At 72.7% G+C, this 26643-nt stretch carries 21 protein-coding genes and 1 tRNA gene; 13 read left to right on the forward strand and 9 right to left on the reverse strand.

Annotation, left to right across the window (positions count from 1 at the left end; genetic code table 11):
• Positions 1–56 precede the first annotated feature (56 nt).
• The gene (locus E9228_RS00985; protein WP_166778769.1) at positions 57–968 is read left to right on the forward strand and encodes a siderophore-interacting protein; all 912 of its coding nucleotides are present in this window, start codon (positions 57–59) and stop codon (positions 966–968) included.
• Positions 965–1780, forward strand: a complete 816-nt coding sequence (locus E9228_RS00990; RefSeq protein ID WP_166778770.1) for an ABC transporter ATP-binding protein — start codon at positions 965–967, stop codon at positions 1778–1780. Before E9228_RS00985 ends, E9228_RS00990 begins: the two co-directional genes overlap by 4 nt.
• A gap of 81 nt (positions 1781–1861) precedes the next feature.
• On the opposite strand, the gene E9228_RS00995 is transcribed toward E9228_RS00990, so the two are convergent.
• The 5 genes from E9228_RS00995 to E9228_RS17250 all read right to left on the reverse strand — a co-directional run bounded on the left by E9228_RS00995 (position 1862) and on the right by E9228_RS17250 (position 7370).
• Positions 1862–2218 (reverse strand): Fe-S oxidoreductase, encoded by a 357-nt coding sequence (locus tag E9228_RS00995; RefSeq protein WP_166778771.1) that lies wholly within the window; start codon positions 2216–2218, stop codon positions 1862–1864.
• Positions 2219–2221: 3 nt separating this feature from the next.
• The gene (locus tag E9228_RS01000; protein WP_166778772.1) at positions 2222–3622 is read right to left on the reverse strand and encodes a dihydrolipoyl dehydrogenase family protein; all 1401 of its coding nucleotides are present in this window, start codon (positions 3620–3622) and stop codon (positions 2222–2224) included.
• Between the two features lie 79 nt (positions 3623–3701).
• Positions 3702–4523 carry an arginase family protein gene (locus E9228_RS01005; protein ID WP_166778773.1) on the reverse strand — a complete coding sequence of 274 codons (822 nt, stop codon included), beginning with the start codon at positions 4521–4523 and terminating at the stop codon, positions 3702–3704.
• Between the two features lie 47 nt (positions 4524–4570).
• A complete protein-coding gene (locus tag E9228_RS01010) occupies positions 4571–5293 on the reverse strand; it encodes a PspA/IM30 family protein (protein WP_166778774.1) in 723 nt (240 codons plus the stop codon).
• Between the two features lie 79 nt (positions 5294–5372).
• On the reverse strand, positions 5373–7370 hold the full coding sequence (locus tag E9228_RS17250; RefSeq protein WP_208385433.1) for a TPM domain-containing protein: 1998 nt from the start codon (positions 7368–7370) through the stop codon (positions 5373–5375).
• Between the two features lie 222 nt (positions 7371–7592).
• Here E9228_RS17250 and E9228_RS01020 point away from each other — a divergent pair, with 222 nt between their 5' ends.
• Positions 7593–7796 carry a hypothetical protein gene (locus E9228_RS01020; protein WP_111043803.1) on the forward strand — a complete coding sequence of 68 codons (204 nt, stop codon included), beginning with the start codon at positions 7593–7595 and terminating at the stop codon, positions 7794–7796.
• An 8-nt stretch (positions 7797–7804) separates the two neighbouring features.
• On the forward strand, positions 7805–8428 hold the full coding sequence (locus E9228_RS01025; RefSeq protein WP_166778775.1) for a 4'-phosphopantetheinyl transferase superfamily protein: 624 nt from the start codon (positions 7805–7807) through the stop codon (positions 8426–8428).
• On the opposite strand, the gene E9228_RS01030 is transcribed toward E9228_RS01025, so the two are convergent.
• The 4 genes from E9228_RS01030 to E9228_RS01045 form a co-directional block, all read right to left on the reverse strand.
• Positions 8425–9741, reverse strand: coding sequence for a M1 family metallopeptidase (locus tag E9228_RS01030; RefSeq protein WP_341849720.1), 1317 nt, complete (start codon positions 9739–9741; stop codon positions 8425–8427). The genes E9228_RS01025 and E9228_RS01030 overlap by 4 nt on opposite strands.
• An 8-nt stretch (positions 9742–9749) precedes the next feature.
• Entirely contained in the window at positions 9750–13742 is a 3993-nt protein-coding gene (locus E9228_RS01035) for a Pls/PosA family non-ribosomal peptide synthetase (protein ID WP_166778776.1), read from the reverse strand.
• A gap of 264 nt (positions 13743–14006) precedes the next feature.
• Positions 14007–14078, reverse strand: a tRNA-Arg gene (locus tag E9228_RS01040).
• Between the two features lie 83 nt (positions 14079–14161).
• Positions 14162–14743: a hypothetical protein gene (locus E9228_RS01045; protein WP_166778777.1), complete on the reverse strand. Its 582-nt coding sequence runs from the start codon at positions 14741–14743 to the stop codon at positions 14162–14164.
• 73 nt (positions 14744–14816) lie between these two features.
• Here E9228_RS01045 and argS point away from each other — a divergent pair, with 73 nt between their 5' ends.
• The 9 genes from argS (at position 14817) to prmC (ending at position 26642) form a co-directional block, all read left to right on the forward strand.
• Entirely contained in the window at positions 14817–16487 is a 1671-nt protein-coding gene (gene argS, locus E9228_RS01050) for an arginine--tRNA ligase (RefSeq protein ID WP_166778778.1), read from the forward strand.
• Between the two features lie 2 nt (positions 16488–16489).
• Complete coding sequence (locus tag E9228_RS01055; RefSeq protein WP_166778779.1) at positions 16490–17260, forward strand: LmeA family phospholipid-binding protein; 771 nt, start codon at positions 16490–16492, stop codon at positions 17258–17260.
• Positions 17261–17349: 89 nt separating this feature from the next.
• Positions 17350–18771: a diaminopimelate decarboxylase gene (lysA, locus tag E9228_RS01060; protein ID WP_166778780.1), complete on the forward strand. Its 1422-nt coding sequence runs from the start codon at positions 17350–17352 to the stop codon at positions 18769–18771.
• Between the two features lie 28 nt (positions 18772–18799).
• Positions 18800–20107 (forward strand): homoserine dehydrogenase, encoded by a 1308-nt coding sequence (locus E9228_RS01065; protein WP_166778781.1) that lies wholly within the window; start codon positions 18800–18802, stop codon positions 20105–20107.
• A 97-nt stretch (positions 20108–20204) separates the two neighbouring features.
• Positions 20205–21284 carry a threonine synthase gene (gene thrC / locus E9228_RS01070; RefSeq protein WP_166778782.1) on the forward strand — a complete coding sequence of 360 codons (1080 nt, stop codon included), beginning with the start codon at positions 20205–20207 and terminating at the stop codon, positions 21282–21284.
• Between the two features lie 32 nt (positions 21285–21316).
• Positions 21317–22306, forward strand: a complete 990-nt coding sequence (gene thrB, locus E9228_RS01075; RefSeq protein WP_166778783.1) for a homoserine kinase — start codon at positions 21317–21319, stop codon at positions 22304–22306.
• Between the two features lie 164 nt (positions 22307–22470).
• The gene (gene rho / locus E9228_RS01080) at positions 22471–24678 is read left to right on the forward strand and encodes a transcription termination factor Rho (protein ID WP_166778784.1); all 2208 of its coding nucleotides are present in this window, start codon (positions 22471–22473) and stop codon (positions 24676–24678) included.
• A 3-nt stretch (positions 24679–24681) separates the two neighbouring features.
• A complete protein-coding gene (prfA, locus tag E9228_RS01085; protein ID WP_166778785.1) occupies positions 24682–25764 on the forward strand; it encodes a peptide chain release factor 1 in 1083 nt (360 codons plus the stop codon).
• Entirely contained in the window at positions 25761–26642 is an 882-nt protein-coding gene (gene prmC / locus E9228_RS01090; RefSeq protein ID WP_425248365.1) for a peptide chain release factor N(5)-glutamine methyltransferase, read from the forward strand. Before prfA ends, prmC begins: the two co-directional genes overlap by 4 nt.
• Position 26643 lies beyond the last annotated feature (1 nt).

The following is a 26643-nucleotide window of genomic DNA, read 5'->3' on the forward strand; positions in this document are numbered from 1 at the left end:
GTGTCGCAGTGCGACGCACCCTGTTCCCCTTAGGTAAGGCATGCCATACTCGAGGTGTGGCAGCCCGGTACCGCGTCTTCTCCGTCCGTGTGGCAGCCGTCTCCTCGCTCACGCCGCACTTCGTCCGGGTGACGCTGTCGGGCGACGAGCTCGCGGACTTCTCCGCCGTCGGCCTCGACCAGCGCATCAAGGTCCTCCTGCCGCTCGAGGGGCACGGGTTCTCCGACCTGTCCGAGGGCGAGGACTGGTTCGCGGCGTGGCGGGCACTGCCGGACGCGACCCGCAACCCGATCCGCACCTACACGGTCCGCTCGTTCCGGCCCGACGCCCACGAGCTCGACATCGACTTCGTCGCCCACGGTGACGCCGGCCCGGCATCGCGCTGGGTGTCCGCCTGCCGCGTCGGCGACGAACTGCGGATCGTCGGCCCCCGCGTGCCGGAGTCGCCCGCCGACCTGCCCTCCGGTGCCGCCGAGTTCTCGCCCGGCTCCGCGAACCGCATCCTGCTCGCCGGGGACGAGACCGCCGCGCCGGCGATCTGCGCCATCCTCGAGGCCCTCGACGTCAGCGCCGTCGGACACGTCTTCATCGAGGTGCCGACCGACGCCGACCGGCTGCCCGTCTCCGCGCCCGCCGGGGTCGAGGTCCGCTGGATCGCCCGGAACGGCGCCTCGCACGGCGTCCGGATGACGGACCACGTGCACGCCTGGGCCTCGACCGTCGCCCCGGACCCGCTCGTCGTCGCCGCCCGTGCCGCCGCCGGTGCCGAGCTGGTGGACGTCGACGTCGACCAGCAGGTGCTCTGGGACGTCCCGCGTGAGGACGACGACCTGCCCGTGTACGCCTGGATCGCGGGGGAGGCCGGCTGCGTCAAGGAGCTGCGCCGCCACCTCGTCCGGAGCGTCGGGCTCGACCGGAAGCAGGTCGCGTTCATGGGGTACTGGCGGCACGGCAAGGCGGAGTGTTGAGCCCTGCCTCGGTCCTCACCCCGGAGGCACCGGTCACGGCACTCGGCGCGCGCGGACTCCGGCTCGGCTACGACGACCGGGTGGTCGTGCGCGACCTCGACGTGGACGTCCCGGACGGTGAACTGACCGTCATCGTCGGGCCGAACGCCTGCGGCAAGTCGACGCTGCTCAAGGCACTGGCCCGGACGCTGAAGCCGTCCGCCGGCACGGTGTACCTCGACGGACGACCGATCACGTCCTACCGCCCGAAGGCCGTCGCCCGTCGGGTGGCGATGCTGCCGCAGACCCCGATCGCCCCGGACGGCATCACCGTGCGAGACCTCGTGTCCCGCGGGCGGTTCCCGCACCAGGACCTGCTGCACCCCTCGAGCGGGACCGACCGCCAGGTCGTGCAGGCGGCCCTGGCCCAGACCGACATCGTCGGGCTCGCCGACCGCGGTGTCGACGAACTGTCGGGCGGGCAGCGGCAGCGGGTCTGGATCGCGATGGTGCTCGCACAGGAGACCGACATCGTGCTCCTCGACGAGCCGACGACGTTCCTCGACATCGCGCACCAGTACGACGTGCTCGAGCTCGCGTCCGCGCTGCACGCCGCCGGGCGGACGGTCGTCGCGGTGTTGCACGACCTCAACCAGGCGGCCCGGTACGCGACCCACATGATCGCGATGCGGGACGGCGAGATCGTGGCGCAGGGGACGCCCGAGTCCGTCGTCACCGAGGAACTCGTCGCCGACGTGTTCGGGTTGCCGTGCGTGGTCGTCCCCGACCCGGAGACCGGCACCCCGCTCGTCGTCCCGCGCCGCGCGCGCTGAGCCTGACTGCCGTTGTGCGTGGCAAGGTGACGCGGCTCGGCGCCTGGCTGGGCCTGGGCCTGGGCGGGCGTGGGCCGAGCGTCAGCGGTACCCGCCGTCCTCCAGCCCAGCCTCGACCTCGAAGCGGTTGCGCAGGGGGTCCCGCCCGGCGACACCGTAGAGCAAGGGCATGAGCATGCCGTACCGACGCCACTGGTCGACGTGCACGCGCTCGTGCCGCAGGACCCGGTCGCCGTCGTTGTCCCGCGTCAGGTAGACCGAGCCGACGCAGGTCCCGCCGCGCCGGAACACCCAGCGCGGCAGGCCCCGGCAGACGATCAACCCGTCGACGACCCGGACGGGGCCCGTCGACAGCGGCAGCCCGATCGCCAGGCCCACCGCGGTCGCGAACAGCCACCCGGCGCGGGACACCGGGGAGTCGAGGAGCGGGTTCCGCACCGGTTACTCGGGACGGCCGTAGGTCTCGAGCAGGCGGAGCCAGATCTCGTTCATCGTCGGGTAGGCCGGGACCGCGTGCCAGAGTCGTTCGACCGGCACCTCGCCCACGACGGCGACGGTCGCCGCGTGCAGCATCTCGGCGACGTCCTGCCCGACGAAGGTGACCCCGACGACGACCCCGCGGGACTCGTCGACGACCATCTTGGCGCGGCCGGTGTAGCCGTCCGCCTGCAGTGCCGAGCCGGCGACGCTGCCCAGGTCGTACTCGACCGCACGGACGTCGATGCCCTGCTGGCGGGCCTGCTCCTCGGTGAGGCCGACGCTCGCCACCTCCGGGTCGGTGAAGGTGACCTGGGGGACCGCGGCGTGGTCGGCGGTGGCGACGTGTGCGCCCCACGGTTCGGCGTGCACCGGACGGCCCTGGACGCGTGCCGCGATGACCTCGCCGGCCGCGCGTGCCTGGTACTTGCCCTGGTGGGTGAGGAGCGCGCGGTGGTTGACGTCGCCGACGGCGTACAGCCAGTCGGTGCCGGTGACGAGCATGGTGTCGTCGACGTCCAGCCACTCGCCGTCGGTCAGCCCGACCGAGGACAGCCCGAGGTGCTCGGTGCCGGGGGCGCGGCCGGTGGCGGCGAGGACCTCGCTGGTGACCAGCGTCGTGCCGTCGTCGAAGGTCGTGGTGACCAGGCCGTGCTCGTCGCGGTCGACGCGGGTCGGGTTCACACCGGTGCGGACGTCGATGCCGAGCGCACGCATGCCGTCGGCGACGAGTTCGCCCGCGAAGGGTTCCATCCCGCCGAGCAGACCGTGGCGGGCGACCAGGGTCACCGTCGCGCCGAGCGCGGCCCAGGCGGTGGCGAGTTCGGAGCCGGCGACACCGCCGCCGATGACGAGCAGGCTCTCCGGGACCTCCTGCGCGCTGGTGCCTTCTCGGGTGCCCCACGGCTTCGCTTCGGCGAGACCGGGGACCGGGGGCAGGGTGTGCACCGAACCGGTGACCAGGGCGATGGCGTGCCCCGAGTAGGACGTGCCGTCGACCTCGATGGTCTTCTCGCCGGTGATCACGGCGCGTCCGCGGATCAGGGTGATGTCGGCGGACTCGAGCCACTGCACCTGCGAGGCGTCGTCCCAGTTGCTGGTGAACGAGTTGCGGCGGGCGAGGACGGCGGCTGCATCGACGTCACCGGTCACGGCTTCCGCAGCGCCACCGAGGCGCTTGGCGGCGGCGACCGCGTGGCTGCTGCGGAGCAGTGCCTTCGACGGCATGCAGGCCCAGTAGGAGCACTCACCGCCCACGAGTTCGGCTTCCACCACGGCGACCGTGAGGCCGCGCTTGTGGGCGTAGTCCGCCACGTTCTCGCCGACAGCGCCGGCTCCGATCACGATGAGGTCGTAGTCCGTCATGTGGCCGAGCGTAGCCGCCGACGGGCGGACATCCGCCGGGAGCGGTGCGCTCTGTGGAGGACCGGTCGCGACGTCCGGGTCAGGCGGTGCGTGCCGCGGTGGACAGGGCCCCGACGACCCGGAGGATGACGCCCAGGTCGTCGACGGCTCGGCTCGGGTCGACCGGGGCGAAGCCGGTGAGGGCCGCGCCGACCAGCCGGCGTCCGGCCGTGGCCGCCTGCACGAGCGCGACGAGGGCGGCGCCGTCGATGCCGAAGGGGACCGGTTCGAGCAGGCCGTCGACCTCGGACGGGTCCAGGACGTCCAGGTCGACGTGGACGAACACCTGGCTGGCGCCGGTGCGGTCGACCGCGGCACGCAGTGCGTCCGGGGTCGCGGCGTCCACGTCGAGGTGGGTGATCCCGGCACGGTCGAGCGCGGCGGCCTCGGCGGACTCGGTCCCACGGGTGCCGGCGACGACCACCGACGTGGCCGGGACGACGGGCAGGTCCGGGAACAGGTCGGTGGGGCGGTCGACCAGGAGGCGCAGCGCCGCCGTCTCCGCCGCGACCGGCTGGGCACGGTTGAGCGCACGGAAGCCGCTCGACCCGGACAGGCGGACGACGGCGGTGTCCGCGCCGACCAGGACGGAGGCGCCGAGCACACTCGACCCGTCGCCGCCGATCACCAGGACGGGCTCCGTGGCCACGGCGGCTTCCTCGGCGACGGACCCGGCGACCGTGAGCACCGACGTGTAGCGGGCGACGGCGGTGTCGAGGCGGTCGCCGGCACCGGTCGGGACGTCCACCGTCGTGGTCGCCGCGCGGGGGAGGTCCGCCGCGACCGCGGCGGCTCCGTCCGCGAGTCGCATGGCGCGAGACGACGCCGAACCCTGCCACTGACCGACCACGATGAAGCGCATCGTGTCAGTCTGTCAGGCGGGTCCGACGTCGTCCGGAGCAGTCGCGATCAGACGGTCGGTCCGCCCGACTTCAGGGCGGCGAGACGGGCCTCGACCTCGGCGTCGCGGCCGACGTCCTCGAGGCTCTCGAACTGTGCGTCGAGGCTCGATGCCTGCAGCTCCTGCTGGCCGATCACCTTCGCTTCTTCACGACGGACCTTCTCCTCGAAGCGCGCGAGGTCGCTCGTCGGGTCGGTGATGTCGATGTTGCCGAGGGCGTCGTTGACCTTGGTCTGGGCCTCGGCGGTCTTGGCGCGGGCGACGAGGGTGTTCCGCTTGGCCCGGAGCTCCTCGAGCTTCTGCTCCATGCCGGCGAGACCCTGCTTGAGCTTCTCGACCTGCTCGTTCTGCGTGGCGAGCGGCGCGGCGTTGTCCTTGACCTCCTGCTCGGCGGCGATCTGCTTGCCGAGCGCGATCTTGGCGAGGTTGTCGAACTTGTCGGCGTCCGCCGCCTTGCCCTCGGCGCGGTACCGGTCCGCGGCGGTCGAGGCGTTGGCAGCCTTCTGACCCCACTCCTGGGCGGCGCGGACGTCCTCGTCGTTGTCCTGTTCGAGCAGGCGGAGGTTGCCGATCGTCTGCGCGATGGCGCTCTTGGCGTCCGCGATGTTGTTCGAGTAGTCGCGGACGAGCTGGTCGAGCATCAGCTGCGGGTCCTCGGCGTTGTCGATGAGCTGGTTGATGTTCGCTCGGACGAGCGAGGAGATACGACCGAAGATGGACTGCTTTGCCATTGCTGGTTCCCTTTCGTGGATGGATCGCTGGTTCGTGCGAGCGGCCTGGTCAGGAGCGGCCGAGTCAGAAGCGGCCTGGTCAGAAGCGTCCGCCGCCGGAGAAGCCGCCGCCGCCACCGCCGCCGCCACCGCCGCCGCCACCGCCGCCGCCACCGCCACCGCCGCCGCCGAAGCCGCCCCCGCCGAAGCTCCCGCCGCCGTAGCTGCCGCCACGCCCGCCGAGCAGGCCGCCGAGGACGATGCCGGTGACGAGGCCGCCGAGCTGCGCACCACCCCGCCCGCCGCCCATGCCGCCGCCGGCGCCGGGCCAGCCGCCCATGTCGTTGTTCGCTTCGTCGATGGCGGCTGCTGCGTACTGCTCGGCGGCGCGAGCGGCCTGGAGGGCACGCTGCGGGTCGGTCGTGGCGAGGTCGAGCGCGTCGTCGAGCGCGCGTTCGGCCTCGGAGAGGCGGGTGCGGGCGGTCGAACCCACCCCGCCGCGGTGCACGGTGACGTACTGCCGTGCCTGGGTGATCCGGCTCCGGGCGTCCCGCAGCGCGGCGTCGAGCGCCTGGGTCGCCCGACGGTGCTGCTCCTCGGCGGTGCGGGCGCTGGCGAGGGCGGCGTCGATGTCGGTGTTCGCCTTGGTCAGCGCGTCGACGGCGCCGACGGGGTCGCGCGGGTCGACGTCGGTCCGGAGCACACGCTGCGCGCGGGCGACGGCGGCGGCGAGGTCCGGGCCGCCCGTCGTGAGCGTGCCGGCGGCGGCGAGGTCGCCCTCGATGTCGGCCCGCATCGCCTCGGCACGGGCGGCGGCGTCGGCGAAGGTCGTCTCGGCGGCGGTCACGGACCCGGTGAGCTGCTGGACCTGGGCGAGCGCGTGCTGACCGTCGCGGACGGCGACGACGGCTGCGCCGCGGTCTCCGGCGGCGAGGGCGGTCCGGGCTGCGGTGGCGCGCTCGTCGGCGTACCGCAGGACCTCGGCGGCCTGGTCGACGTTGTCGGCCACGGTCGCCAGGGTCCGGCCGGTGTAGGCGCTCCGGACGCGTTCGAGGGCCGCACGTGCGGCGTCCACGGCGGCGGGCACCGCGGCGAGCGAGGTGGTGAGCTCGGCGGAGGCACTGTCGACCGTGTCCTCGAGCGCCCGGAGCTGGTCGAACGCCTCGGTCTGGGCCTCGATCGCCGCGTGGGCCTGTTCGCACGTGGTGATGATCTGGTTCGACCAGTCGACGCGCTGCTGCGGGCTGTCGGGGACCTCGTCGTCGAGTTGCTGCTGGAGGGCGAACGCCTTGCGGACCTCGCGCTTCGCGATCGCCACGGTGTCGGCGAACGGCTTCGCGGCGTCGTCACCGAACTGCGCGGCGGCGAACCCGACCTCTTGCTCGGCGGTGCGGATCTCGTCGTCGATCGTGACGAGAGCGCCGCCGGCTCGGCGTTCGAGTTCGGCGAGGGTCTGTTCCTGCTGCTCGCGTGCCGCGGCGGCGCGGCGCTTGTTCCGGGTGCGGATCACGAGGACCGCGACGACGGCGGCGAGCACGGCGACACCGAGCAGGATCCACAGCCAGGTCAGGTCCGCGGGCTGCTGGCTCTGCTGCAGTCCGCCGGCGAACGCGGTCGCGGCGGCGGCCCACTGCCCCTGCTTCAGCCGGGGGAGCAGGTCGGAGTCGACCGCGTTCTCCACGTCGCCCGAGCTGATCGCGGTCTCGTTCGTCTGCTGGACGTCGTAGTTCCGCTCGTCGACCGCGACGGAGAGCAGGATGCCGTCGGTCTCGATCTGGTTGCGCTGCAGGGTCGCCGCGCCCCAGGCGGTGTGGTCGCTCGGGTCGGTGAACGCGGGGACGAACACCACGTACAGCTGGGTCTTCGTGTCCTGGTACAGCTGCTGCACGGCCTGTTCGACGTCGGCCTGCTGGGCACCGGTGAGGGCGCCGGCGTCGTCGACGACGTACGCACTGCCGATGTCGACCGGTGCGGTGGCCTGCGCTCCGGCTGCGGGGAGCACGACGAGCGTCACTGCCACCATCGCCGCGACGATCCCCGACAGCAGGCGCGTCACCCGCGTCGATCCGGAGTCCGTCCTGCCTTCGACCGCGCGCATCCGTCCTCTTTCCGTGGTCCTGTCGACCGGGTCCGTGGCCGTCGCCCGGAGTCTATCCAGGCGTCCGCTGGGCGTGCCGGGGCTGTGGACAACCGGCTCGGGCGACGTCCACCTGTACCCCGTCCTGGCCCGACGAGGTCGCGCAGGATGCGGACAATCCGGGAGTGGTGTCCCCCGAAGCGGGGTATGGTGAGTCCACGTCAACGAGGAAGGGGTCCAGCAATGGAGCGAGCGACCACTGCAGAAGTCGTCCCACTGGAGGACGGGTACCACCGCGTGTCGACACCGCTGAGCGGTGTGATCGGGTTCGTCCGTGAGAGCGACGGCCGGTACGAGGTCCTCCGTGGCCGCGTCCGTCAGGCCACCCGGTCCGAGGGCAAGTACGCGACCATGAACGTCGCGCTCATCGCCCTGACGCACGCCTGAAGGACTCCGTGTCGGACGGTGCCGTCGTCCGCGTCCTGACCGGACGCGGGTCACGCACCGCCGACCGGGAGGCCCTCCTCGCGTTCGTCGCGGAGGTCACCGACACGGACACCGCGTTGGTGACCGTCGTCCGGCGCTGCCCGCAGTGCGGAGCGGCCGACCACGGTCGACCGGCAGCCGTCGTGGACGGCCGGCACCTCGGCGTGAGCCTGTCCCGCACGCCCGGCGCCCTGGCCCTCGCGGTCGCCCCGGGCACGATCGGCGTCGACGTCGAACGGCCGTCCCGGGTGACCGCCGCCGGGCTCGACGTCTTCACGTCGGGGGAACGCGGCCGGGCCTCCTCGTCCGCGTCCGTGCCCGTCCACCTGACCGCGTGCTGGGCCGTGAAGGAGGCCGTCCTCAAGCGTGACGGCCGAGGGCTCCGTGTCGATCCGTCGGCGGTCGACTCGGTGCTCGGTCCTGTGGCGTCCGGTGCGGATGTGCACATGGCGGCGTTCGACGGCCTCGTCCAGCCGGTCACGGTCCTCCGGCTCGAAGACGACCTCGTGCTCGCTGTTGCTGCCGGTGGCGCGCCCGTCGACGTGCAGGACCGACGCGACCGGTCGGACGCCGGTCCGTGGAGCGTCGTCTAGGGGAGTCCGGGGACGCCGGGCTCGTCGATCCACGGACCGATGGTGAGCAGCACGGCCGCCGGTGTGCTCCCGGCGGCGGTCGCGAACGCATCGACGACCTCGGTCGTCGTGACGGTGCCGTGCCGGTGCCGCTCGGTGATGGTGCGGAGTCCGACGGTGAACGCCTGGTCGCCGATCGTGCGGCGGAGGGCGTGCAGGGCGAGTGCCCCGCGCTTGTAGACGCGGTCGTCGAACATGTCCCGGGCGCCGGGGTCCGCGATGACCAGGTCCGGTGGCTGCTCGAGCAGCCCGGCGCGGTGCTCCGTGGCCAGGTCGTCCGCCGTGGCGCCGCCTCGGTGTTCGGACCAGAGCCACTCGGCGTAGCAGGCGAAGCCCTCGTGCAGCCAGATGTCCCGCCACTGCCCGAGGGTCACCGAGTTGCCGAACCACTGGTGGGCGAGCTCGTGGGCGATGAGCCGGTCGGTGCCGTGTGCGCCGTCGACGTGGTTCCGCCCGAACACCGCCAGGCCGTGCGCCTCGAGCGGGATCTCCAGCTCGTCGTCGGTCACCACGACGCCGTACTCGGCGAACGGGTACGGGCCGAAGCGGTCGGTGAACAGGGCGATCATCTCCGGCACCCGTCCGAAGTCGGTCTTCGCCGCCGTGGTGAGGTCGGCCGGGTGGTGCAGGGTCACCGGGACGTCACCGCCCCGGATGGTCGTGGTCCGGTAGCGGCCGATCTGCACGGTGGCCAGGTAGGTCGCCATCGGCTCGGTGACGGCGAAGGTCCACCGGGTGCCGCGTGCGGTGCGGTCACGGCCGAGGAGCTCCCCGTTCGCGACGACGTCGTAGCCGGCCTCGCAGGTGAGTTCGATCCGGTAGGTGGCCTTGTCGTCGGGCCGGTCGTTGCACGGGAACCACGACGGCGCACCGATCGGCTGGCTGGCGACGATGACGCCGTCGGTGAGTTCCTCCCAGCCGAGCGTGCCCCAGGGGCTCCGGAGCGGTCGGGGTGCGCCGCGGTACCGGACGTGCACGGCGAACTCGGCGCCGGCGGCGATGGGGGTGGCGGGCGTCACCGTCGTCTTGTGCGTCCCGACGGACACCTTCTTCGCACGGACCCCGTCGACGTCGACCCGGTCGACGGACAGCCCGTGCAGGTCGAGGACGACCTTGTCGAGCGGCTCGTTCGCCACCGCCGTGACGGTCGCGGTCGCATCGAGGCGGTTCGTGGCGACCCGGTAGTCGAGGTGCAGGTCGTGGTGGCGGCTCGACCAGCGCCGGTCGCCGCTGTGCGGGGTGTACGGGTCGGCGGCGGGGTCGGTCTGCTTCACGGTGCCGGTCAGTCTGTCACGGGCCCGGCGGGCGCCGGGGCGTCGGCGCGCTTCCCGTCCACGGCTGGCCCGGTGGCGCCACCGGGCCGGGAGGCGCCACCCGGCTCGGACAGGTCACCCGCCTCCGCGTCGACCCCGGCACGCCAGGGCGGGTGTTCCCACGGCGAGATCGGGTTGCCGGCCCAGAGCGTGCCGGCGGGGACCTGCTCGCCGCGCATCACGAGCGAGGCCGGTCCGACGGTCGCACCGGGGCCGATCCCGGCTGCGGGCAGGACGACGCCGTGTGGGCCGAGCGTCGCGCCCGCGTCGAGCGTCACGGTGTCGAGCTGCATGACGCGGTCGTGGAACAGGTGGGTCTGGACGACGGTGCCGCGGGCGATCGTCGCACCGTCACCGATCGTGACGAGGTCCGCCTCGGGCAGCCAGTACGTCTCGCACCAGACCCCGCGGCCGATGGTCGCACCGAGGCTCCGCAGCCACGCGGCCAGGGCCGGCGTGCCGATGGCCTGTTCGGCGAACCAGGGGCGTGCGACGGTCTCGACGAAGGTGTCCTGCACCTCGTTGCGCCACACGAACGAGGACCACAGCGGGTGTTCGGTCGCGGTGATCCGGCCGACGAAGGCCCACTTCGCCAGCGTCGACACCGCGGCGGCGACCGCTCCGGCGACGATGAGCACCGGGCCGGCGAGCAGCACCGTCCACCCGATGCCGACCGTGCTCCACAGCGCCAGCAGGCTCAGCGCGACGCCGAGGCCGATGCCGGCGGAGACCATCGGCGCGACCAGGCGCAGCAGCTCCCACGCGCCGCGGGCGACCTTGAGGCGGGCCGGCGGCCGGAAGGTGCGTTCCTCGTCGAACTGCGCGGTGGCCCGGCGCAGACGGACCGGCGGGCTGCCGAGCCAGGACGAGCCGCGCTTGGCCTTCTTCGGCACGGCGGACAGGACCGCGACGAGCGCTTCTCGGGGGACCGAGCGACCGGCGCCGGTCATGCCGCTGTTGCCGAGGAACGCGCGACGCCCGACCTTCGAGCGCCCGATCTTCACCCGGCCACCGCCGAGCTCGTACGTGGCGACCATGGTGTCGTCGGCCAGGAACGCCCCGGAGGCGATCTGCGTCAGCGCCGGGATGAGCAGCACGGTGGAGATCTCGGTGTCCCGGCCGACCTTCGCACCGAGCAGCCGGAGCCACAGCGGCGTGACCAGGCTGGCGTACAGCGGGAACAGCAGCGTGCGCGCCGCGTCGAGGATCCGCTCCGTGCTCCACACCTGCCAGCCGATCCGGGAGCGCACCGGGTGCCGTCCCTCGGTCAGTCCGAGTCCGAGCAGCCGGACCGCGGCGACGACGAGTCCCGCGTACACGACCCCGGCGACGACGGTGGCGAGCGGCACGGCGAGCAGGGCCGGTCCCACCGCGGCGCCGAGCGACCCCGGACGCCCGACCACCGCGGCGACGACGGCGAGCCCGGCCACGACACCGACGACGGGCAGCCCGGCGACGGCGACGGAGCCGACCCCGTAGGCGAGCAGCCAGCGCTTCGGGGCGGCGGGGCGTGCCTCCCGGCCGTGACGGGCCGAGCCGACGCGTTCGGCGGCCGACCCCGCCCACCGCTCACCGTCCGGGACGCGACCCGCGACGGCGGAGCCGGCCTCGACCTCCGCGCCGTCACCGACGTACGCGCCGGGCATGAGCGTGGAGCGGCTGTGCACGACCGCGTCCGCTCCGACGTGCACCGTGCCGAGCCGGAAGACGTCGCCGTCCACCCAGTGCCCGGCGAGGTCGACCTCGGGCTCGATCGAGGCGCGCTTGCCGATGGTCAGCATGCCGGTCACCGGCGGCAGGGTGTGCAGGTCGACGTCACGGCCGACCGTCGCCCCGAGCGCACGGGCGTAGTAGCTGATCCACGGCGCGCCCGCGGTGGAGGGGCCGTCGACCGCCTCCGCGATCCGCTCCGCGAGCCAGACCCGCACGTGCACCGAGCCGCCGCGGGGGTGGTCACCGGGACGGACGCCCGCCAGCAGCAGCCGGGCGGCGACGACCGTGATCGTCATCTTCCCCGCGGGGGTGACGAACAGCAGCAGCCCGACGACGAGCGCCGGCCAGGGCAGCACGGGCAGGAACGGCATCGTCGTGGCGTGCAGGACCTGGGCGACCAACGCCGTCCAGCTGAGCAGCCGGAGTCCGCGGAGCACCTGCAGCGGCAACCCGAGGAGCGTCAGCAGCGCCCCGGTCGCCGGCGGGACGGGAGCGACGTGCCGGGACGCGGCGGCCACCGGACCGGACTCGTCCAGCGCGTCGGCGAGGGCACCGATGCGCGGGTGGTCGTAGACGTCCGCGACCGTCGTCGTCGGGTAGCGCTCGCGGATCGCGGAGACGAGCTGTGCGGCGGTCAGCGAGCCACCACCGTGGGCGAAGAAGTCGTCGTCGACGTCCGCCACCGGGACACCGAGGATCGCGGACCACCGCTCGGCGATCCACGCGACGGTCGGCGGCAGGTCCGTGCCCGTCGCACCCGCGAGCGGCCAGGGGAGTGCCGCACGGTCGACCTTGCCGGAGGTGCGGGTCGGCAGGACGTCGACGACGGCGAGGAGCGGCACGAGTGCGGCGGGCAGCTCCTGCCGGAGCCGCTCGTTCGCGGCGGACGTGTCGATGGTCGCGCCCGCCACGGGGGCGACGTAGCCGACGAGGACCTGGTTGCCGGCCGGGGTGCGCTGCACGACCGCGGCACCACCGGCGACGTCGTCGAGCGCCTGCAGGGCCGCGTCGATCTCGCCGAGTTCGATGCGGCGGCCACCGAGCTTCACCTGGTCGTCGGCGCGACCCTGGAAGACGAGGCCCTCCGGGTCGTACCGCACCAGGTCGCCGCTCCGGTACGCCCGCTCCCACCCGAGGGCCGGGAACGGCGCGTACTTCTCGGCGTCCTTCGCCGGGTCCAGGTAGCGGCCGAGCCCGACACCACCGATCACCAGCTCACCGACCTGCCCCGGCGCGACCCGCTGCCCCTCGGCGTCGACGACGGCCAGGTCCCACCCGTCGAGCGGCAGCCCGATCCGGATCGGCGTGCTGCCGTCGAGCAGGGCCCCGCACGCGACGACGGTGGCCTCGGTCGGCCCGTAGGTGTTCCAGACCTCCCGGTCACGGGACGCGATGCGCGCGGCGAGCTCGGGCGGGCACGCCTCACCACCGAAGATCACCAGGCGCACCGACTCCAGCGCGTCGTCCGGCCACAGCGCCGCGAGGGTCGGCACGGTCGAGACGACGGTGATCCCGTGCGCGATGAGCCACGGCCCGAGGTCCACACCGCTCTTCACGAGGGACCGGGGCGCGGGGACCAGGCACGCCCCATGACCCCAGGCGAGCCACATCTCCTCACAGGAGGCGTCGAATGCGACACTGAGCCCGGCGAGCACCCGGTCCGCGGGCCCCAGGGGCGCCGACTGCAGGAACATCCGCGCTTCGGCGTCGACGAACGCGGCAGCGGAACGGTGCGTGACGGCGACGCCCTTCGGCACCCCCGTCGACCCCGAGGTGAAGATGATCCAGGCGTCGTCGTCGGTGGTCGGGGGCTCGGCGCTCGCCGTGGGGTCGGTGACGGGCAGGGCGGTGCCGTCACGGCTCCGGAGGACCCCGCCGGCACCGATGACGCCGACGACGCCCGCTTCGCCGAAGACGAGGGTGGCGCGTTCCTCGGGGTCGTCGGCGTCGACGGGCACGTAGGCGGCTCCGGCGGCGAGGACGGCGAGGATGGAGACCGACAGGTCACGGCCGCCGGAGGGGATGCGGATGCCGACCCGGTCACCGCGGCGGACACCGTGCCGTGCGAGGTCGTCGGCGCGGTCGCGGACGAGGGCGAGGAGGGCCCGGTAGTCGAGCGGCCCCTCGGGGGTCTCGAGGGCCAGGGCGTCGGGGTGCGTCTCGGCGGTGGTGGCGAGGACGTCGAGCAGGGTCCTGGCGGGTGCCGCGAGGCCACCCCGGTCGAGTTCCCGCTGCGTGGAGTGCGTCACGCCGCGTGATCCTAGAGCCCCGAGGTGTCCACCCCGGAAACCCCGCCCCCTACACGGACGCGCCGGAGTCTCACGACGAGCTGCGCCAACCTGTCGGAGTCTCACGACGAGGTGCGGCAACCTGTCGGAGTCTCACGACGAGGTGCGCGGCCCCCCGGAGTCACCACGGGGGATCAGTCGGCGAAGCCGACATCGCGCGCTGCCGACCGAGCGCAGCGAGGACGACAGCTTGCGCGGGAATGTCATCGTGCGGGAATGTCCTTGTGCCCCCAGGAGGATTCGAACCTCCGCCCCTGCCTCCGGAGGGCAGTGCTCTATCCCCTGAGCTATGGGGGCCCGGGGTGTCACCAACCGTAGCAGGTCCGGACCCGGCCCCTGTACGCGTGTCGGGCCTCCCGGGCGTGCCGTCGGCCGTGTCGTCAGGGTGCCGGCGTACTGCTCGCGGGTGCACCGGCGTCCGGTGCGACGGCGGCGCGGACCGCGTCGACGACGGGTCCCGCGGCTCCGGGCTCGGTGTAGAGGGACGACGCGGTGTGGATCCAGTAGGGGCCGGCGAACGCGTCGGCACGGCCGGTCTCCCCGCCGAGGCTGAAGTACCCCTCGACCGTGTAGGTGGGCACGGAGCCGCCCTGTTCGAAGAGGGCGTCCTCGAGCTGGGTGAGCTGCGCCTCCGGCAGGTGGGCGACGGCGACGGTGACGGTGACGCTGTGGTCGGTGGTGGAGCGCCAGGTGCAGACGCGGCCGTCCTGGGTGGCGATCTGGGCGACCGGGGAGCCCTTCGTCGGCTTCGGCGAGCGGACCCGTTCGAACCGCTGCCCGTAGACGCTGAAGGTGTCGGCGGGCACGAGGGTGTCGCAGGTCTGGCTGACGGGTCGTCCGACGACGCCGGCCGACGCAGAGGGTGCCGCGTGGCCGCCGCCTCCGGAACAGCCGGCGAGGACGAGTGCGGCGGGGACGACGAGGGCGGCGATGCTGATCGCCCGGAGGCTGCGGGAGGTCATGACGGTCCATCCTGCTGCATGGGGCCCGGCGTGGTCCGGGCGCTGCCTGGGTGTCCCGGTAGACTCGTGCGCCGTGACTCCTGCCGAACTCTCCGAAGCGTACCTGTCGATCCTCACGGGCATCGTCGAGCGACGCGGTGCTGCCGACACGGTGACCATCGAGCAGTCGCACGTGGCGTTGGAGCGGCCGAAGAACCGGGCGCACGGTGACTGGGCGTCGAACGCGGCGATGCAGCTCGCGAAGCGCCTGGGCACGAACCCGCGGGAACTCGCGACGGAGATCGCGGGGGAGCTGACCGAGCTCGACGGTGTCGCGTCGGTGGACGTGGCGGGTCCGGGCTTCATCAACATCACGCTCGAGGCCGCTGCGGCCGGCGAGGTCGCACGCACGATCGTCGACCAGGGCGAGTCCTTCGGTCACGGCGACCTCTACGACGGCGTCCGGATCGACCTGGAGTTCGTCTCGGCGAACCCGACCGGGCCGATCCACATGGGCGGCGTCCGCTGGGCAGCGGTCGGCGACAGCCTGGCCCGCGTGTTCCAGGCGCAGGGCGGTCTGGTGACCCGCGAGTACTACTTCAACGACCACGGCAACCAGATCGACCGGTTCGCCCGGTCCCTGCTGGCGTCCGCGCTCGGTGAGCCGACGCCGGAGGACGGCTACGGCGGTGCGTACATCGGCGAGATCGCGGCCCGCGTGCTCGCGACGCTGGAGCCGGGTCTCGACGTGACCGACATGCCGCGGGACGAGGCGCAGGAGCTGTTCCGCCGCGAGGGCGTCGAGTTCATGTTCACGGACATCAAGCGCTCGCTGCACGACTTCGGCGTCGACTTCGACGTCTTCTTCCACGAGAACTCGCTGCACGAGTCGAAGGCCGTCGACCGCGCCATCGCCCGCCTGCAGGAGCAGGGCCGGATGTACGAGGCGGACGGCGCACTGTGGCTCCGGACGACGGACTTCGGTGACGACCGCGACCGCGTGGTCATCAAGTCGGACGGCGAGCCCGCGTACATCGCCGGCGACCTGGCCTACTACCTCGACAAGCGTGAGCGTGGCTTCGAGCGGAACCTCATCATGCTCGGCGCGGACCACCACGGCTACGTCGGTCGCATGATGGCGATGTGTGCCGCGTTCGGTGACGAGCCGGGCAAGAACCTCGAGATCCTCATCGGCCAGCTGGTGAACCTGCTCAAGGACGGCCAGCCGCTCCGGATGTCGAAGCGCAACGGCACGGTCGTGACGATGGAGGACCTGGTCGACGCGGTCGGTGTCGACGCCGGTCGGTACGCCCTCGTCCGCTTCGCGAGCGACACCGCGATCGACATCGACCTCGACCTGCTCACCAAGCGGACGAACGACAACCCCGTCTTCTACGTGCAGTACGCACACGCCCGCACGCAGTCCGTCGCGCGGAACGCCGCCGCCTCGGGCGTCGACCGGTCGGTGTTCGACGCGTCGCTGCTCACGCACGAGTCGGAGAGCTCGCTCCTCGGTGCTCTCGCCGAGTACCCGCGGGTGCTCCGTCAGGCCGCCGAGCTCCGCGAGCCGCACCGCATCGCGCGGTTCATCGAGCAGCTCGCCGGCCTGTACCACCGCTGGTACGACTCCTGCCGCGTCACCCCGCTCGGCGACGAGCCGGTGACCGACCTGCACCGCACCCGCCTGTGGCTGAACGACGCCACCGGGCAGGTCGTCCGCAACGGTCTCGGGCTGCTCGGCGTCAGCGCGCCCGAACGGATGTAGCGGTGTCGTCCGCAGCAGCTCCGGCAGCGGGTCGACGCCGGAAGTGGCGCGGGCGCACGGTCGCGATCGTCCTGGTCGTCGTCCTCGTGGTGCTCGCCGTGCTCGTCGTCGTGGCGGAGTTCGTGCTCCGCGGTGTCGTCGACCGGACGGTCGCGTCGCAGGTCGAGCAGTCGCTGCCGGACGGCACGACGGGCACGGTCGACGCGCACGTGCCGGGTGTCGTGATCCCGCAGCTGCTCCGTGGCACGCTCGACGACGTCCGGATCACCTCGGACCGGCTGACGGTGGAGGGCATCCCGCTCGCCGCCGACGTCACCGCGCACGACCTGCCGGTGGACGGCAAGGGTGCGGTGCACGACGTCGACGGCACGGTCCGGTTGGCGTCCGGCGCGGTGAAGGACCTGGCGAAGTACTCGCCGCTGTTCGAGCGGGTCCGTCTGATCGACGGCGGGGTGGAGTTGCGGGGGAGCGCGTCGGTGCTCGGCTTCCGGATCGGCTACGCGGCGGACGGGTCGGTCTCGGTGCAGTCCGACGGCCGCGGGGTCACGATCACGCCGAAGACGGTCCGGATCACGAACTCCTCGCTCGGGCTGAAGGTCGACGACATCCCCGGCGTCTCGGACGTGCCGGTGCCGGTGTGCACGGCGCAGTTCCTGCCGGAGCAGCTCCGTGTCCGCTCGCTCCGGGTGACCTCGGCGGCGGCGACGGTCCGGATCACGGCCGACGAACTGCCCCTCAGCGAGGCGGGTCTGCGCACCACCGGCCGCTGCTGAGCGGGCAGCGTCGTGCTGCGTCCGGCGCCCGTCCACAGGCGGCGTCACATGGCCGGGAGGGACTGCACGGCCGGATAGGATCGGGTCCCGTGAGCGAGAACCCCCTTGCACCGCCGCGACTGCGGTTCCCGGCGGACGCCTCCGAGCTGATGGCCCGGATCTGGCCCGCGTCCGCGACGCGCACCGACGAGGGCATGCTCGCGATCGGCGGGGTCGCCGCCGACGACCTCGTCGCCCGCTTCGGCTCTCCGCTCTACGTCGTCGACGAGCGTGACGTGCAGTCGCGTGCCGTCCGCGTGCGGGACGCCTTCACCGATGCGTTCGCCCGGATCGGCACGCGGGCGCACGTCTACTACGCCGCGAAGGCCTTCTGGACGACGCACGTCGCCCGGTGGATGGCCGCCGCAGACCTCCGCCTCGACGTCTGCACGATGGGCGAACTCGCCGTCGGACTGGCGGCGGGCGTCGACCCGGCACTGATGGGCTTCCACGGCAACGACAAGTCCGACGCCGAGATCGAGCGCGCCGTCGCGGTCGGCCTCGGCACGATCGTCCTCGACAGCCACGAGGAGATCGGTCGCGTCGCCCGGATCGCCGCCGACGCCGGGGTCACGCAGCGGGTGCGCATCCGGATCAACAGCGGGGTGCACGCCTCGACGCACGAGTTCCTGGCGACCGCTCGCGAGGACCAGAAGTTCGGCATCCCGCTGTCCGAGGCGGTCCAGGCCGCGACCGCTGTCCGCGCCGAACCGTCGCTCGCCTTCGTGGGGCTGCACTCGCACATCGGCTCGCAGATCTTCGACGACAGCGGGTTCCGCGAGGCGGCACGTCGGCTGATGGACGTGCACGCGACGCTCGTCGGATCCGGCCCGGTGCCGGAGCTGAACCTCGGCGGCGGGTGGGGCATCGACTACACGGAGTCCGACTCCGCCCTCGCGCCGGAGGACGTCGCCGACGCCCTCGCTGCGATCATCGCCGACGAGTGCTCGTCGCGGGGCATCCCGGTGCCCGAGATCGCGGTCGAGCCCGGCCGCTACATCGTCGGCCCGCCCGGCATCACGCTGTACCGCGTCGGCACGATCAAGCCCGTCGCGGTGGACGCCGAGGACGGCACCGCGGCGACGCGGACGTACGTGTCGGTCGACGGCGGGATGAGCGACAACGTCCGGCCGGCGCTCTACGGCGCCGACTACACGGCACGGCTCGCCCGGACCTCGGACGCCGACCCGGTGCTCACGCGCGTGGTCGGCAAGCACTGCGAGAGCGGTGACGTCGTCGTCCACGACGAGTACCTGCCCGGTGACGTGCACCGTGACGACCTGCTCGCCGTGGCCGCGACCGGCGCCTACTGCTGGAGCCTGGCGAGCAACTACAACCACGTCGGCCGCCCGCCGGTCGTCGCGGTCGCCGACGGGGCAGCCCGTATCCTCGTGCGGGGCGAGAGCGTCGACGACCTCCTCGCCCGCGACACGGGCGTCGTGCCGGTACCCGACACCGGTACGGACGCCTGAGAACCCGACCCGGAGAGACCCCCACCAGATGATCGAATACCGCAACGTCCGCGTCGCACTGCTCGGAGCCGGCTCGGTCGGCTCCCAGGTCGCACGACTCCTGCTCGAGCACGGACCGGAGCTCGCCACGCGCGCCGGTGCCGGCCTCGAACTCGTCGGGATCGCCGTGCGCGACGTCGACGCCCAGCGGGACGTCGACCTGCCGCGCGAGCTGTTCACGACGGACGCCGGTTCGCTCATCCTCGGAGCCGACATCGTCGTCGAGCTCATCGGCGGCATCGAGCCCGCCCGCACCCTCGTGCTCCAGGCGCTGCAGTCCGGCGCCGACGTCGTCACCGGCAACAAGGCGCTGCTCGCCACGCACGGTCCGGAGCTCTTCGCCGCTGCCGAGCAGGTCGGCGCACAGCTCTACTACGAGGCCGCCGTCGCGGGCGCGATCCCGATCATCCGACCGCTGCACGACTCGCTCGCCGGGGACCGCATCGAGCGGATCATGGGCATCGTCAACGGCACCACCAACTTCATCCTCGACCTGATGGACCGCGAGGGCGCCACGTTCGCCGACGCGCTGGCCACCGCGACGGAGCTCGGGTACGCCGAGGCCGACCCGACCGCCGACATCGAGGGCTACGACGCCGCGCAGAAGGCCGCGATCCTGGCCTCGATCGCGTTCCACACCTCGGTCCCGCTCGCCGCCGTGCACCGCGAGGGCATCACCTCCGTGACGATCGAGCAGGTCCGCGCCGCCCGCAAGGCCGGCTACGTCGTGAAGATCCTCGCCACCTGCGAGCGGCTCACCGACGCCGACGGCCGCGAGGGCGTCAGTGCCCGCGTGTACCCGGCCCTTGTGCCGGAGTCGCATCCGCTCGCCAGCGTCCACGGGGCGAAGAACGCGGTGTTCGTCGAGGCCGAGGCCGCCGGCGACCTGATGTTCTACGGCGCCGGAGCCGGCGGGGTCGAGACGGCGTCCGCGGTCCTCGGCGACCTGGTGTCCGCAGCCCGACGGCACGTGATCGGCGGCCCGGGTGTCGCCGAGTCGACGCGGTCGGCGCTGCCGGTGTTCCCGATCGGGACCGTCCGCACCCGATACCAGATCTCCCTGCACGTGTCCGACGCACCCGGTGTGCTCTCGACCGTCGCCGGGGTGCTCGCGGCCCACGGCGTCAGCGTCGAGACCGTCGAGCAGACCACCACGGGCGCCACCGAGGGGACCGCGACGCTCGTCATCGGCACGCACCTGGCGCGCGAAGCCGACCTGGCCGACACCGTCGCCGCACTCCGGGGCGAAGACGTCGTCCTGGACGTGACCAGCGTCCTGCGGTTCGTCGGCGTCTGACGCGACCACGCGCCTCCCGGCACCGAACCGACCACCCGCACCACCCAGACCGACCGACCCGATCCAGACCGCCCCACCGGACAGAGAGAGAAGCCTGATGGCCCACCAGTGGCAGGGAGTCCTGCGCGAGTACGCCGACCGACTCGACGTGACCGACGCGACCCCGATCGTGACGCTCGGTGAGGGCGGGACCCCGCTCATCCCGGCGCGTCGGCTCTCCGAGCGCACCGGCGCGACGGTGTACGTGAAGTACGAGGGCATGAACCCGACCGGTTCCTTCAAGGACCGCGGCATGACGATGGCGATCTCGAAGGCCGTCGAGCACGGCGCGAAGGCCGTCATCTGCGCCTCGACCGGCAACACCAGCGCCTCGGCCGCGGCGTACGCGACGCACGCCGGCATCACCGCCGCGGTCCTCGTGCCCGAGGGCAAGATCGCGATGGGCAAGCTCAGCCAGGCCGTCGCCCACGACGCCCAGCTGCTGCAGGTGCAGGGCAACTTCGACGACTGCCTGGACATCGCGCGCGACCTGTCCGCCAACTACCCGGTGCACCTGGTCAACTCGGTGAACAACGACCGCATCGAGGGGCAGAAGACCGCCGCGTTCGAGGTCGTCGACGTCCTCGGAGACGCGCCCGACTTCCACTTCCTGCCGGTCGGCAACGCCGGCAACTACACGGCGTACTCCCGCGGCTACCGCGAGGACGTCGCGTCGGGCCGCTCCACCAAGATGCCGCGCATGTTCGGCTTCCAGGCCGCGGGCTCGGCCCCGATCGTGCACGGCGAGGTCGTCCGGCACCCGGAGACCATCGCGTCCGCCATCCGCATCGGCAACCCGGCGTCGTGGAAGTACGCGCTCGAGGCCCGTGACGAGACCGACGGCTACTTCGGCGCGATCTCGGACGAGGCGATCCTGGCGGCGCACCACCTGCTGTCCGCCGAGGTCGGCGTCTTCGTCGAGCCTGCCTCGGCCATCGGGGTCGCCGGGCTCCTCGAGCGCTCCGACGCCGGCGTGATCCCGAAGGGCGCGACCGTCGTCATCACGGTGACCGGTCACGGCCTCAAGGACCCGCAGTGGGCGCTCCGCACCGAGGACGGTGGCGAGGTCACGCCGACGAGCGTCCCCGTCGACACCGCGGCGATCGCGGACGTGCTCGGACTGGTCAGCGCGCGGTGAACGCCGACCGCTCGTCCGGACCGGGGGAGGGCATGACCGCCCAGCACGCTGTACCGGCCGGACGGGCGGTGCGTGTGCGCGTCCCGGCCACGTCGGCGAACCTGGGGCCGGGGTTCGACTCCCTCGGGCTCGCGCTGTCGCTCTACGACGAGGTCGTCGTCCGCGTCCGGCCGGAGCCGGGCGCGACCGTGACCATCGACGGTGTCGGCGCCGGCGAGGTCCCGACGGACGACACGAACCTGGTCGTCCGAGCCGTGCGGCACGGCCTCGCGCACGCCGGCATCGCGCAGCCGGGGCTCGAGCTGCACGCCACGAACGCCATCCCGCACGGCCGGGGCATGGGCTCCTCGGCAGCGGCGATCGTCGCCGGCCTGATGGCTGCCCGAGGCCTGCTCGAGGGCGTGGTCGACCTCGACGCCGCCACCCTGCTCACCCTCGCCACCGAGATGGAGGGGCACCCGGACAACGTCGCCCCGGCCCTGTTCGGCGGCCTGACCATCGCGTGGATGACCCCGGACGGGCCGGCGCACAAGCGGCTGCTCGTGCACCGCGGCGTCTCGCCGGTCGTCTTCGTCCCGACGTCGACGCTCTCGACGAAGCTCGCCCGGTCCCTGCAGCCGATGACGGTCCCGCACGAGGACGCCGCGTTCAACGTGTCGCGATCAGCGCTGCTCGTCGCGGCGCTCATCCAGAGCCCGGAGCTGCTGCTCGCGGCGACCGAGGACCGGCTGCACCAGGCGTACCGGGCGAGCGCGATGCCGGAGACGGACGCCCTCATCGGCCTGCTGCGGCAGCACGGTCTGGCGGCCGTCGTCTCGGGTGCCGGGCCGAGCCTCCTGGTCATGGGCAGCGACCCGGCGCAGCGTCTCGACGCCGCCGAACTGGTCGAGCGACACGCCGAATCCACCTGGCGTCCGCTCATGCTGGCCGTCGATCTGGGTGGTGCTACAGTGAAAGCGCTCCCGACGCTCGAAGCCGATCTCGCGCAGGCCTCGACCATCCACGGTCGACCGCCAGCTTGATCCGGTGCGTGGGGCACTTTTTCCAGATCACCGTTCTCGGGCCAGATCATCGTGCTTGGCCAGATCACCGTTCACGGTCCGTCGTCTGAACGACGGCCGTTGCACGCTGCCACGGGAACGGTGGAAACTCTCCGCGTTCTGCGGTCGGAAGGAACAACAGCATCGTGACCGACGTCACCACCTCCACCTCGGTGGAGATCCCCACTGACCTGCGCGCGCTCCGTCTCCCGGAGCTCCAGCGCATCGCCTCGTCCCTCGGCATCACCGGGCTCTCGAAGCTCCGCAAGGGCGACCTCATCGCATCGATCGAGGACAAGCGTCCGGCAGAGGCACCCGCCTCCGTCACGCCGACCCTCGACGGCGCCGGCACCGGCACGCCGGCTCCGGAGGCCGCTCCGGCAGCCGAGGCACCCGTCGCAGAGACTCCCGTCAGCCCGGCCGACGCACCCGCCGAGACCGCGCCGCGCGGTCGTCGCAACCGCCGTGTCAGCTCGGGAGGCACGGTCACCGCCGAGCCGACCGCTGCGGTCTCGCACACCAACGCCGGGCACACCGGCACCGAGGACCTCCTCGCCGGCCTCGACCAGGTCCGCGCCGAGAAGGACGCCCAGGAAGCGGCACAGAGCGGCCAGCGTCGCGGACGCGGTCGTGACCGCCAGGCCCAGCAGTCCGAGGCCCAGGAGTCCCGCGGTGCCACCGCCGAGACCCAGGTCCCGGCCGCGGACGCCGCGGAGCAGGGCGACCAGGACGTCGTCCCCGACGAGGTCCAGCAGGACGACGCCCGTCAGGACGAGGGCCAGCAGAACGACCAGTCCGACCAGGGCGACCAGTCCGAGGGCGGGGCCCGTCGTGGCCGTCGCAGCCGTGGCCGCGGTCGTGGCCGCGGGCAGAACGGCGACCAGGCCGACCAGGGCGAGCAGAAGCCCGCCCAGCAGCAGGCCGAGGCCGAGCAGAAGCCGGCGCAGCAGCAGAACGGCAAGCAGCAGAACGGCCAGCAGCAGCAGAAGCAGCAGGACCAGCGCGACGCGCAGCGCGACCAGAAGCAGCAGGACGCCCAGCGCGACCAGAAGCAGCAGGACCAGCAGCGCGGCGAGCAGCAGCGCGCCGCCGAGCAGGAGGCCGAGAACGGCCGCACCCGCCGGCAGCGTGACCGCAAGCGCGGTCGCGGCGGCCAGAACGACGAGTTCGAGCCCGAGGTCACCGAGGACGACGTCCTCATCCCGATCGCCGGCATCCTCGACGTGCTCGACAACTACGCCTTCGTGCGCACCACGGGGTACCTGCCGGGGCCGGAGGACGTCTACGTCTCGCTCGGCCAGGTGAAGAAGTACCACCTGCGCAAGGGCGACGCCGTCGTCGGTGCGATCAAGCAGCCGCGTGACAACGAGCAGCAGAGCCGGCAGAAGTACAACGCCCTGGTCAAGATCGACACGATCAACGGCCAGACCGCCGACGAGGCCGCCGCCCGCGTCGACTTCCAGGACCTCACCCCGCTGTACCCGAACGAGCGCCTGCGCCTCGAGACCGAGCCGGCGAAGCTGTCGACGCGGATCATCGACCTCGTGTCGCCGATCGGCAAGGGCCAGCGCGGCCTCATCGTGTCCCCGCCGAAGGCCGGCAAGACCGTCGTCCTGCAGGCGATCGCGAACGCCGTCTCGAAGAACAACCCGGAGGCGCACCTGATGGTCGTCCTGGTGGACGAGCGTCCCGAAGAGGTCACCGACATGCAGCGCACGGTGAAGGGCGAGGTGATCGCCTCGACCTTCGACCGTCCCGCCGAGGACCACACCACGGTCGCCGAGCTCGCGATCGAGCGTGCCAAGCGCCTGGTCGAGCTCGGCCACGACGTCGTCGTGCTGCTCGACTCGATCACCCGTCTGGGCCGCGCGTACAACCTGGCCACCCCGCCGTCGGGCCGCGTGCTCTCCGGTGGCGTGGACTCGGCTGCGCTGTACCCGGTCAAGCGCTTCTTCGGCGCCGCGCGCAACATCGAGAACGGCGGCTCGCTGACCATCCTCGCCACGGCGCTCGTCGAGACCGGGTCGAAGATGGACGAGGTGATCTTCGAGGAGTTCAAGGGCACCGGCAACATGGAGCTCCGCCTCAACCGTCACCTTGCCGACAAGCGGATCTTCCCCGCCGTCGACATCAACGCCTCCGGGACCCGTCGCGAGGAGCAGCTGCTCTCCGCCGACGAGGTCGCGATCACGTGGCGTCTGCGTCGTGCCCTCGCCGGGCTCGACCCGCAGCAGGCGCTCGACGTGGTGCTGCGGAACCTCAAGGAGACGCAGTCGAACGTCGAGTTCCTGGTCCAGATCCAGAAGTCGGTGCCGGCGACCAACGGTCACCACGGCAACGGCCACCAGGAGTAACGCGTGTTCGAGTCGGTAGCGGGGCTGCTGGCGGAACACGAGGAACTGACGCAGCAGCTGTCGGACCCCGCGCTCCACGCCGACGCGGCCCGTGCGAAGAAGGTCAACCGGCGGTACGCCGAACTCAGCCAGATCAAGGCCGCGTACGAGGCCTGGCAGGCGGCGGGGGACGACCTCGCCGCCGCCCGGGAACTCGCACGTGAGGACGAGGCGTTCGCGGACGAGGTCCCCGGGCTCGAGGAGCAGCGGACGGAGCGCCAGGAGCGCCTCCGCCGGCTCCTCATCCCGCGCGACCCGGACGACGGCCGTGACGTGATCATGGAGATCAAGGGCGGCGAGGGCGGCGAGGAGTCGGCGTTGTTCGCCGCCGACCTGCTCCGGATGTACTCGCACTACGCCGAGGGCAAGGGCTGGAAGGTCGAACTCCTCGAGCGCACCGAGTCCGACCTCGGCGGCTACAAGGACGTCCAGGTCGCGATCAAGTCGAACGCGACCGACCCGTCCCAGGGCGTGTGGGCGCACCTCAAGTACGAGGGCGGTGTGCACCGTGTCCAGCGGGTGCCGCAGACCGAGTCGCAGGGTCGCATCCACACCTCGACCACCGGCGTGCTCGTCTTCCCCGAGGTCGACGAGCCCGAAGAGGTCGAGATCAACCAGAACGACCTGAAGATCGACGTGTACCGGTCCTCCGGTCCCGGCGGGCAGTCCGTCAACACGACGGACTCGGCGGTGCGCATCACGCACCTCCCGACGGGCATCACGGTCGCGATGCAGAACGAGAAGTCGCAGCTGCAGAACCGCGAGGCGGGCATGCGCGTCCTGCGCGCCCGCATCCTCGCGCGCCAGCAGGAGGAGCTCGACGCACTGGCCTCCGACGCCCGGAAGTCGCAGATCCGTGGGATGGACCGTTCGGAGCGCATCCGCACGTACAACTTCCCGGAGAACCGGATCGCGGACCACCGCACCGGGTACAAGGCCTACGACCTCGACCGCGTCATGAACGGTGCGCTCGAGCCGGTCATCCAGTCCGCCATCACGGCGGACGAAGAGGCACGACTGGCCGCCATCGGCGACCAGGACGCCTGACCGGCGTGGACCTGCCGCAGCCGACGTACGCCGCGGACCGCCTCCTCCGTGAGGCGGCCGCGGCGTTGGCCGCCGCCGGGGTGCCCACACCGCAGGTCGACGCGGAGCTGTTGCTCGCCTGGGCGACCGACACGTCCCGTGGCGCCGTGCAAGCCCGGGCGATGACGGGAGGCGCGATCGCCGCCGAGCACGTCGAGCGCTTCCGGCACGCGGTGGCCCGGCGCGTCACCCGCGAGCCGCTGCAGCACGTCACCGGCGAAGCCCACTTCCGCGCGCTGACCCTGGCCGTCGGCCCCGGTGTCTTCGTGCCGCGGCCCGAGACCGAGTCGGTCGTGCAGTTCGGCATCGACGCGCTCCGGGCGACTGCGGTCCCCGAGCCGATCGCGGTCGACCTCGGTGCCGGCAGCGGCGCGATCGCCATCGCGATGGACACCGAGGTGCCGAACGCCGTCGTGTACGCCGTCGAGCGGTCAGCCGAGGCCCTGCCGTGGACCCGGCGCAACGTGGACGCCCACGGCGGCACGGTCCGACTCGTCGAGGGCGACCTCGCCGACGCGTTCCCGGAGCTCGACGGCCGGGTGTCGGTCGTCGTCTCGAACCCGCCGTACGTCCCCGACGACGCGGTGCCGATCGACCCCGAGGTCCGTGACCACGACCCCGCGCTCGCGCTCTACGGCGGGCCGGACGGCCTCGACGCCGTGCGTGCCCTGACCGAGACCGCGTGGCGGCTGCTCGTCCCCGGTGGTCTCCTGGTCGTGGAGCACGCCGAGCAGCAGGGGGCCGGTGTGCGGGCGGTGCTGGCGGCACGTGGCTTCCGGTCGCCGGAGACGCACGTCGACCTCACCGGACGCGACCGCACGACCACCGCGACCCGCTAGG

It is taken from the genome of Curtobacterium salicis (assembly GCF_011759505.1).
Lineage (GTDB): Bacteria > Actinomycetota > Actinomycetes > Actinomycetales > Microbacteriaceae > Curtobacterium > Curtobacterium salicis.

What these genes read in the sequence shown, in the direction of transcription:
- E9228_RS01000 (WP_166778772.1), bottom strand. Translation starts at nt 3,622, where the DNA reads ATGACGGACTACGACCTCATCGTGATCGGAGCCGGCGCTGTCGGCGAG.
- E9228_RS01005 (WP_166778773.1), bottom strand. Translation starts at nt 4,523, where the DNA reads ATGCGCTTCATCGTGGTCGGTCAGTGGCAGGGTTCGGCGTCGTCTCGC.
- E9228_RS01010 (WP_166778774.1), bottom strand. Translation starts at nt 5,293, where the DNA reads ATGGCAAAGCAGTCCATCTTCGGTCGTATCTCCTCGCTCGTCCGAGCG.
- E9228_RS17250 (WP_208385433.1), bottom strand. Translation starts at nt 7,370, where the DNA reads ATGCGCGCGGTCGAAGGCAGGACGGACTCCGGATCGACGCGGGTGACG.
- E9228_RS01020 (WP_111043803.1), top strand. Translation starts at nt 7,593, where the DNA reads ATGGAGCGAGCGACCACTGCAGAAGTCGTCCCACTGGAGGACGGGTAC.
- E9228_RS01045 (WP_166778777.1), bottom strand. Translation starts at nt 14,743, where the DNA reads ATGACCTCCCGCAGCCTCCGGGCGATCAGCATCGCCGCCCTCGTCGTC.
- E9228_RS01065 (WP_166778781.1), top strand. Translation starts at nt 18,800, where the DNA reads ATGATCGAATACCGCAACGTCCGCGTCGCACTGCTCGGAGCCGGCTCG.
- thrC (WP_166778782.1), top strand. Translation starts at nt 20,205, where the DNA reads ATGGCCCACCAGTGGCAGGGAGTCCTGCGCGAGTACGCCGACCGACTC.
- thrB (WP_166778783.1), top strand. Translation starts at nt 21,317, where the DNA reads ATGACCGCCCAGCACGCTGTACCGGCCGGACGGGCGGTGCGTGTGCGC.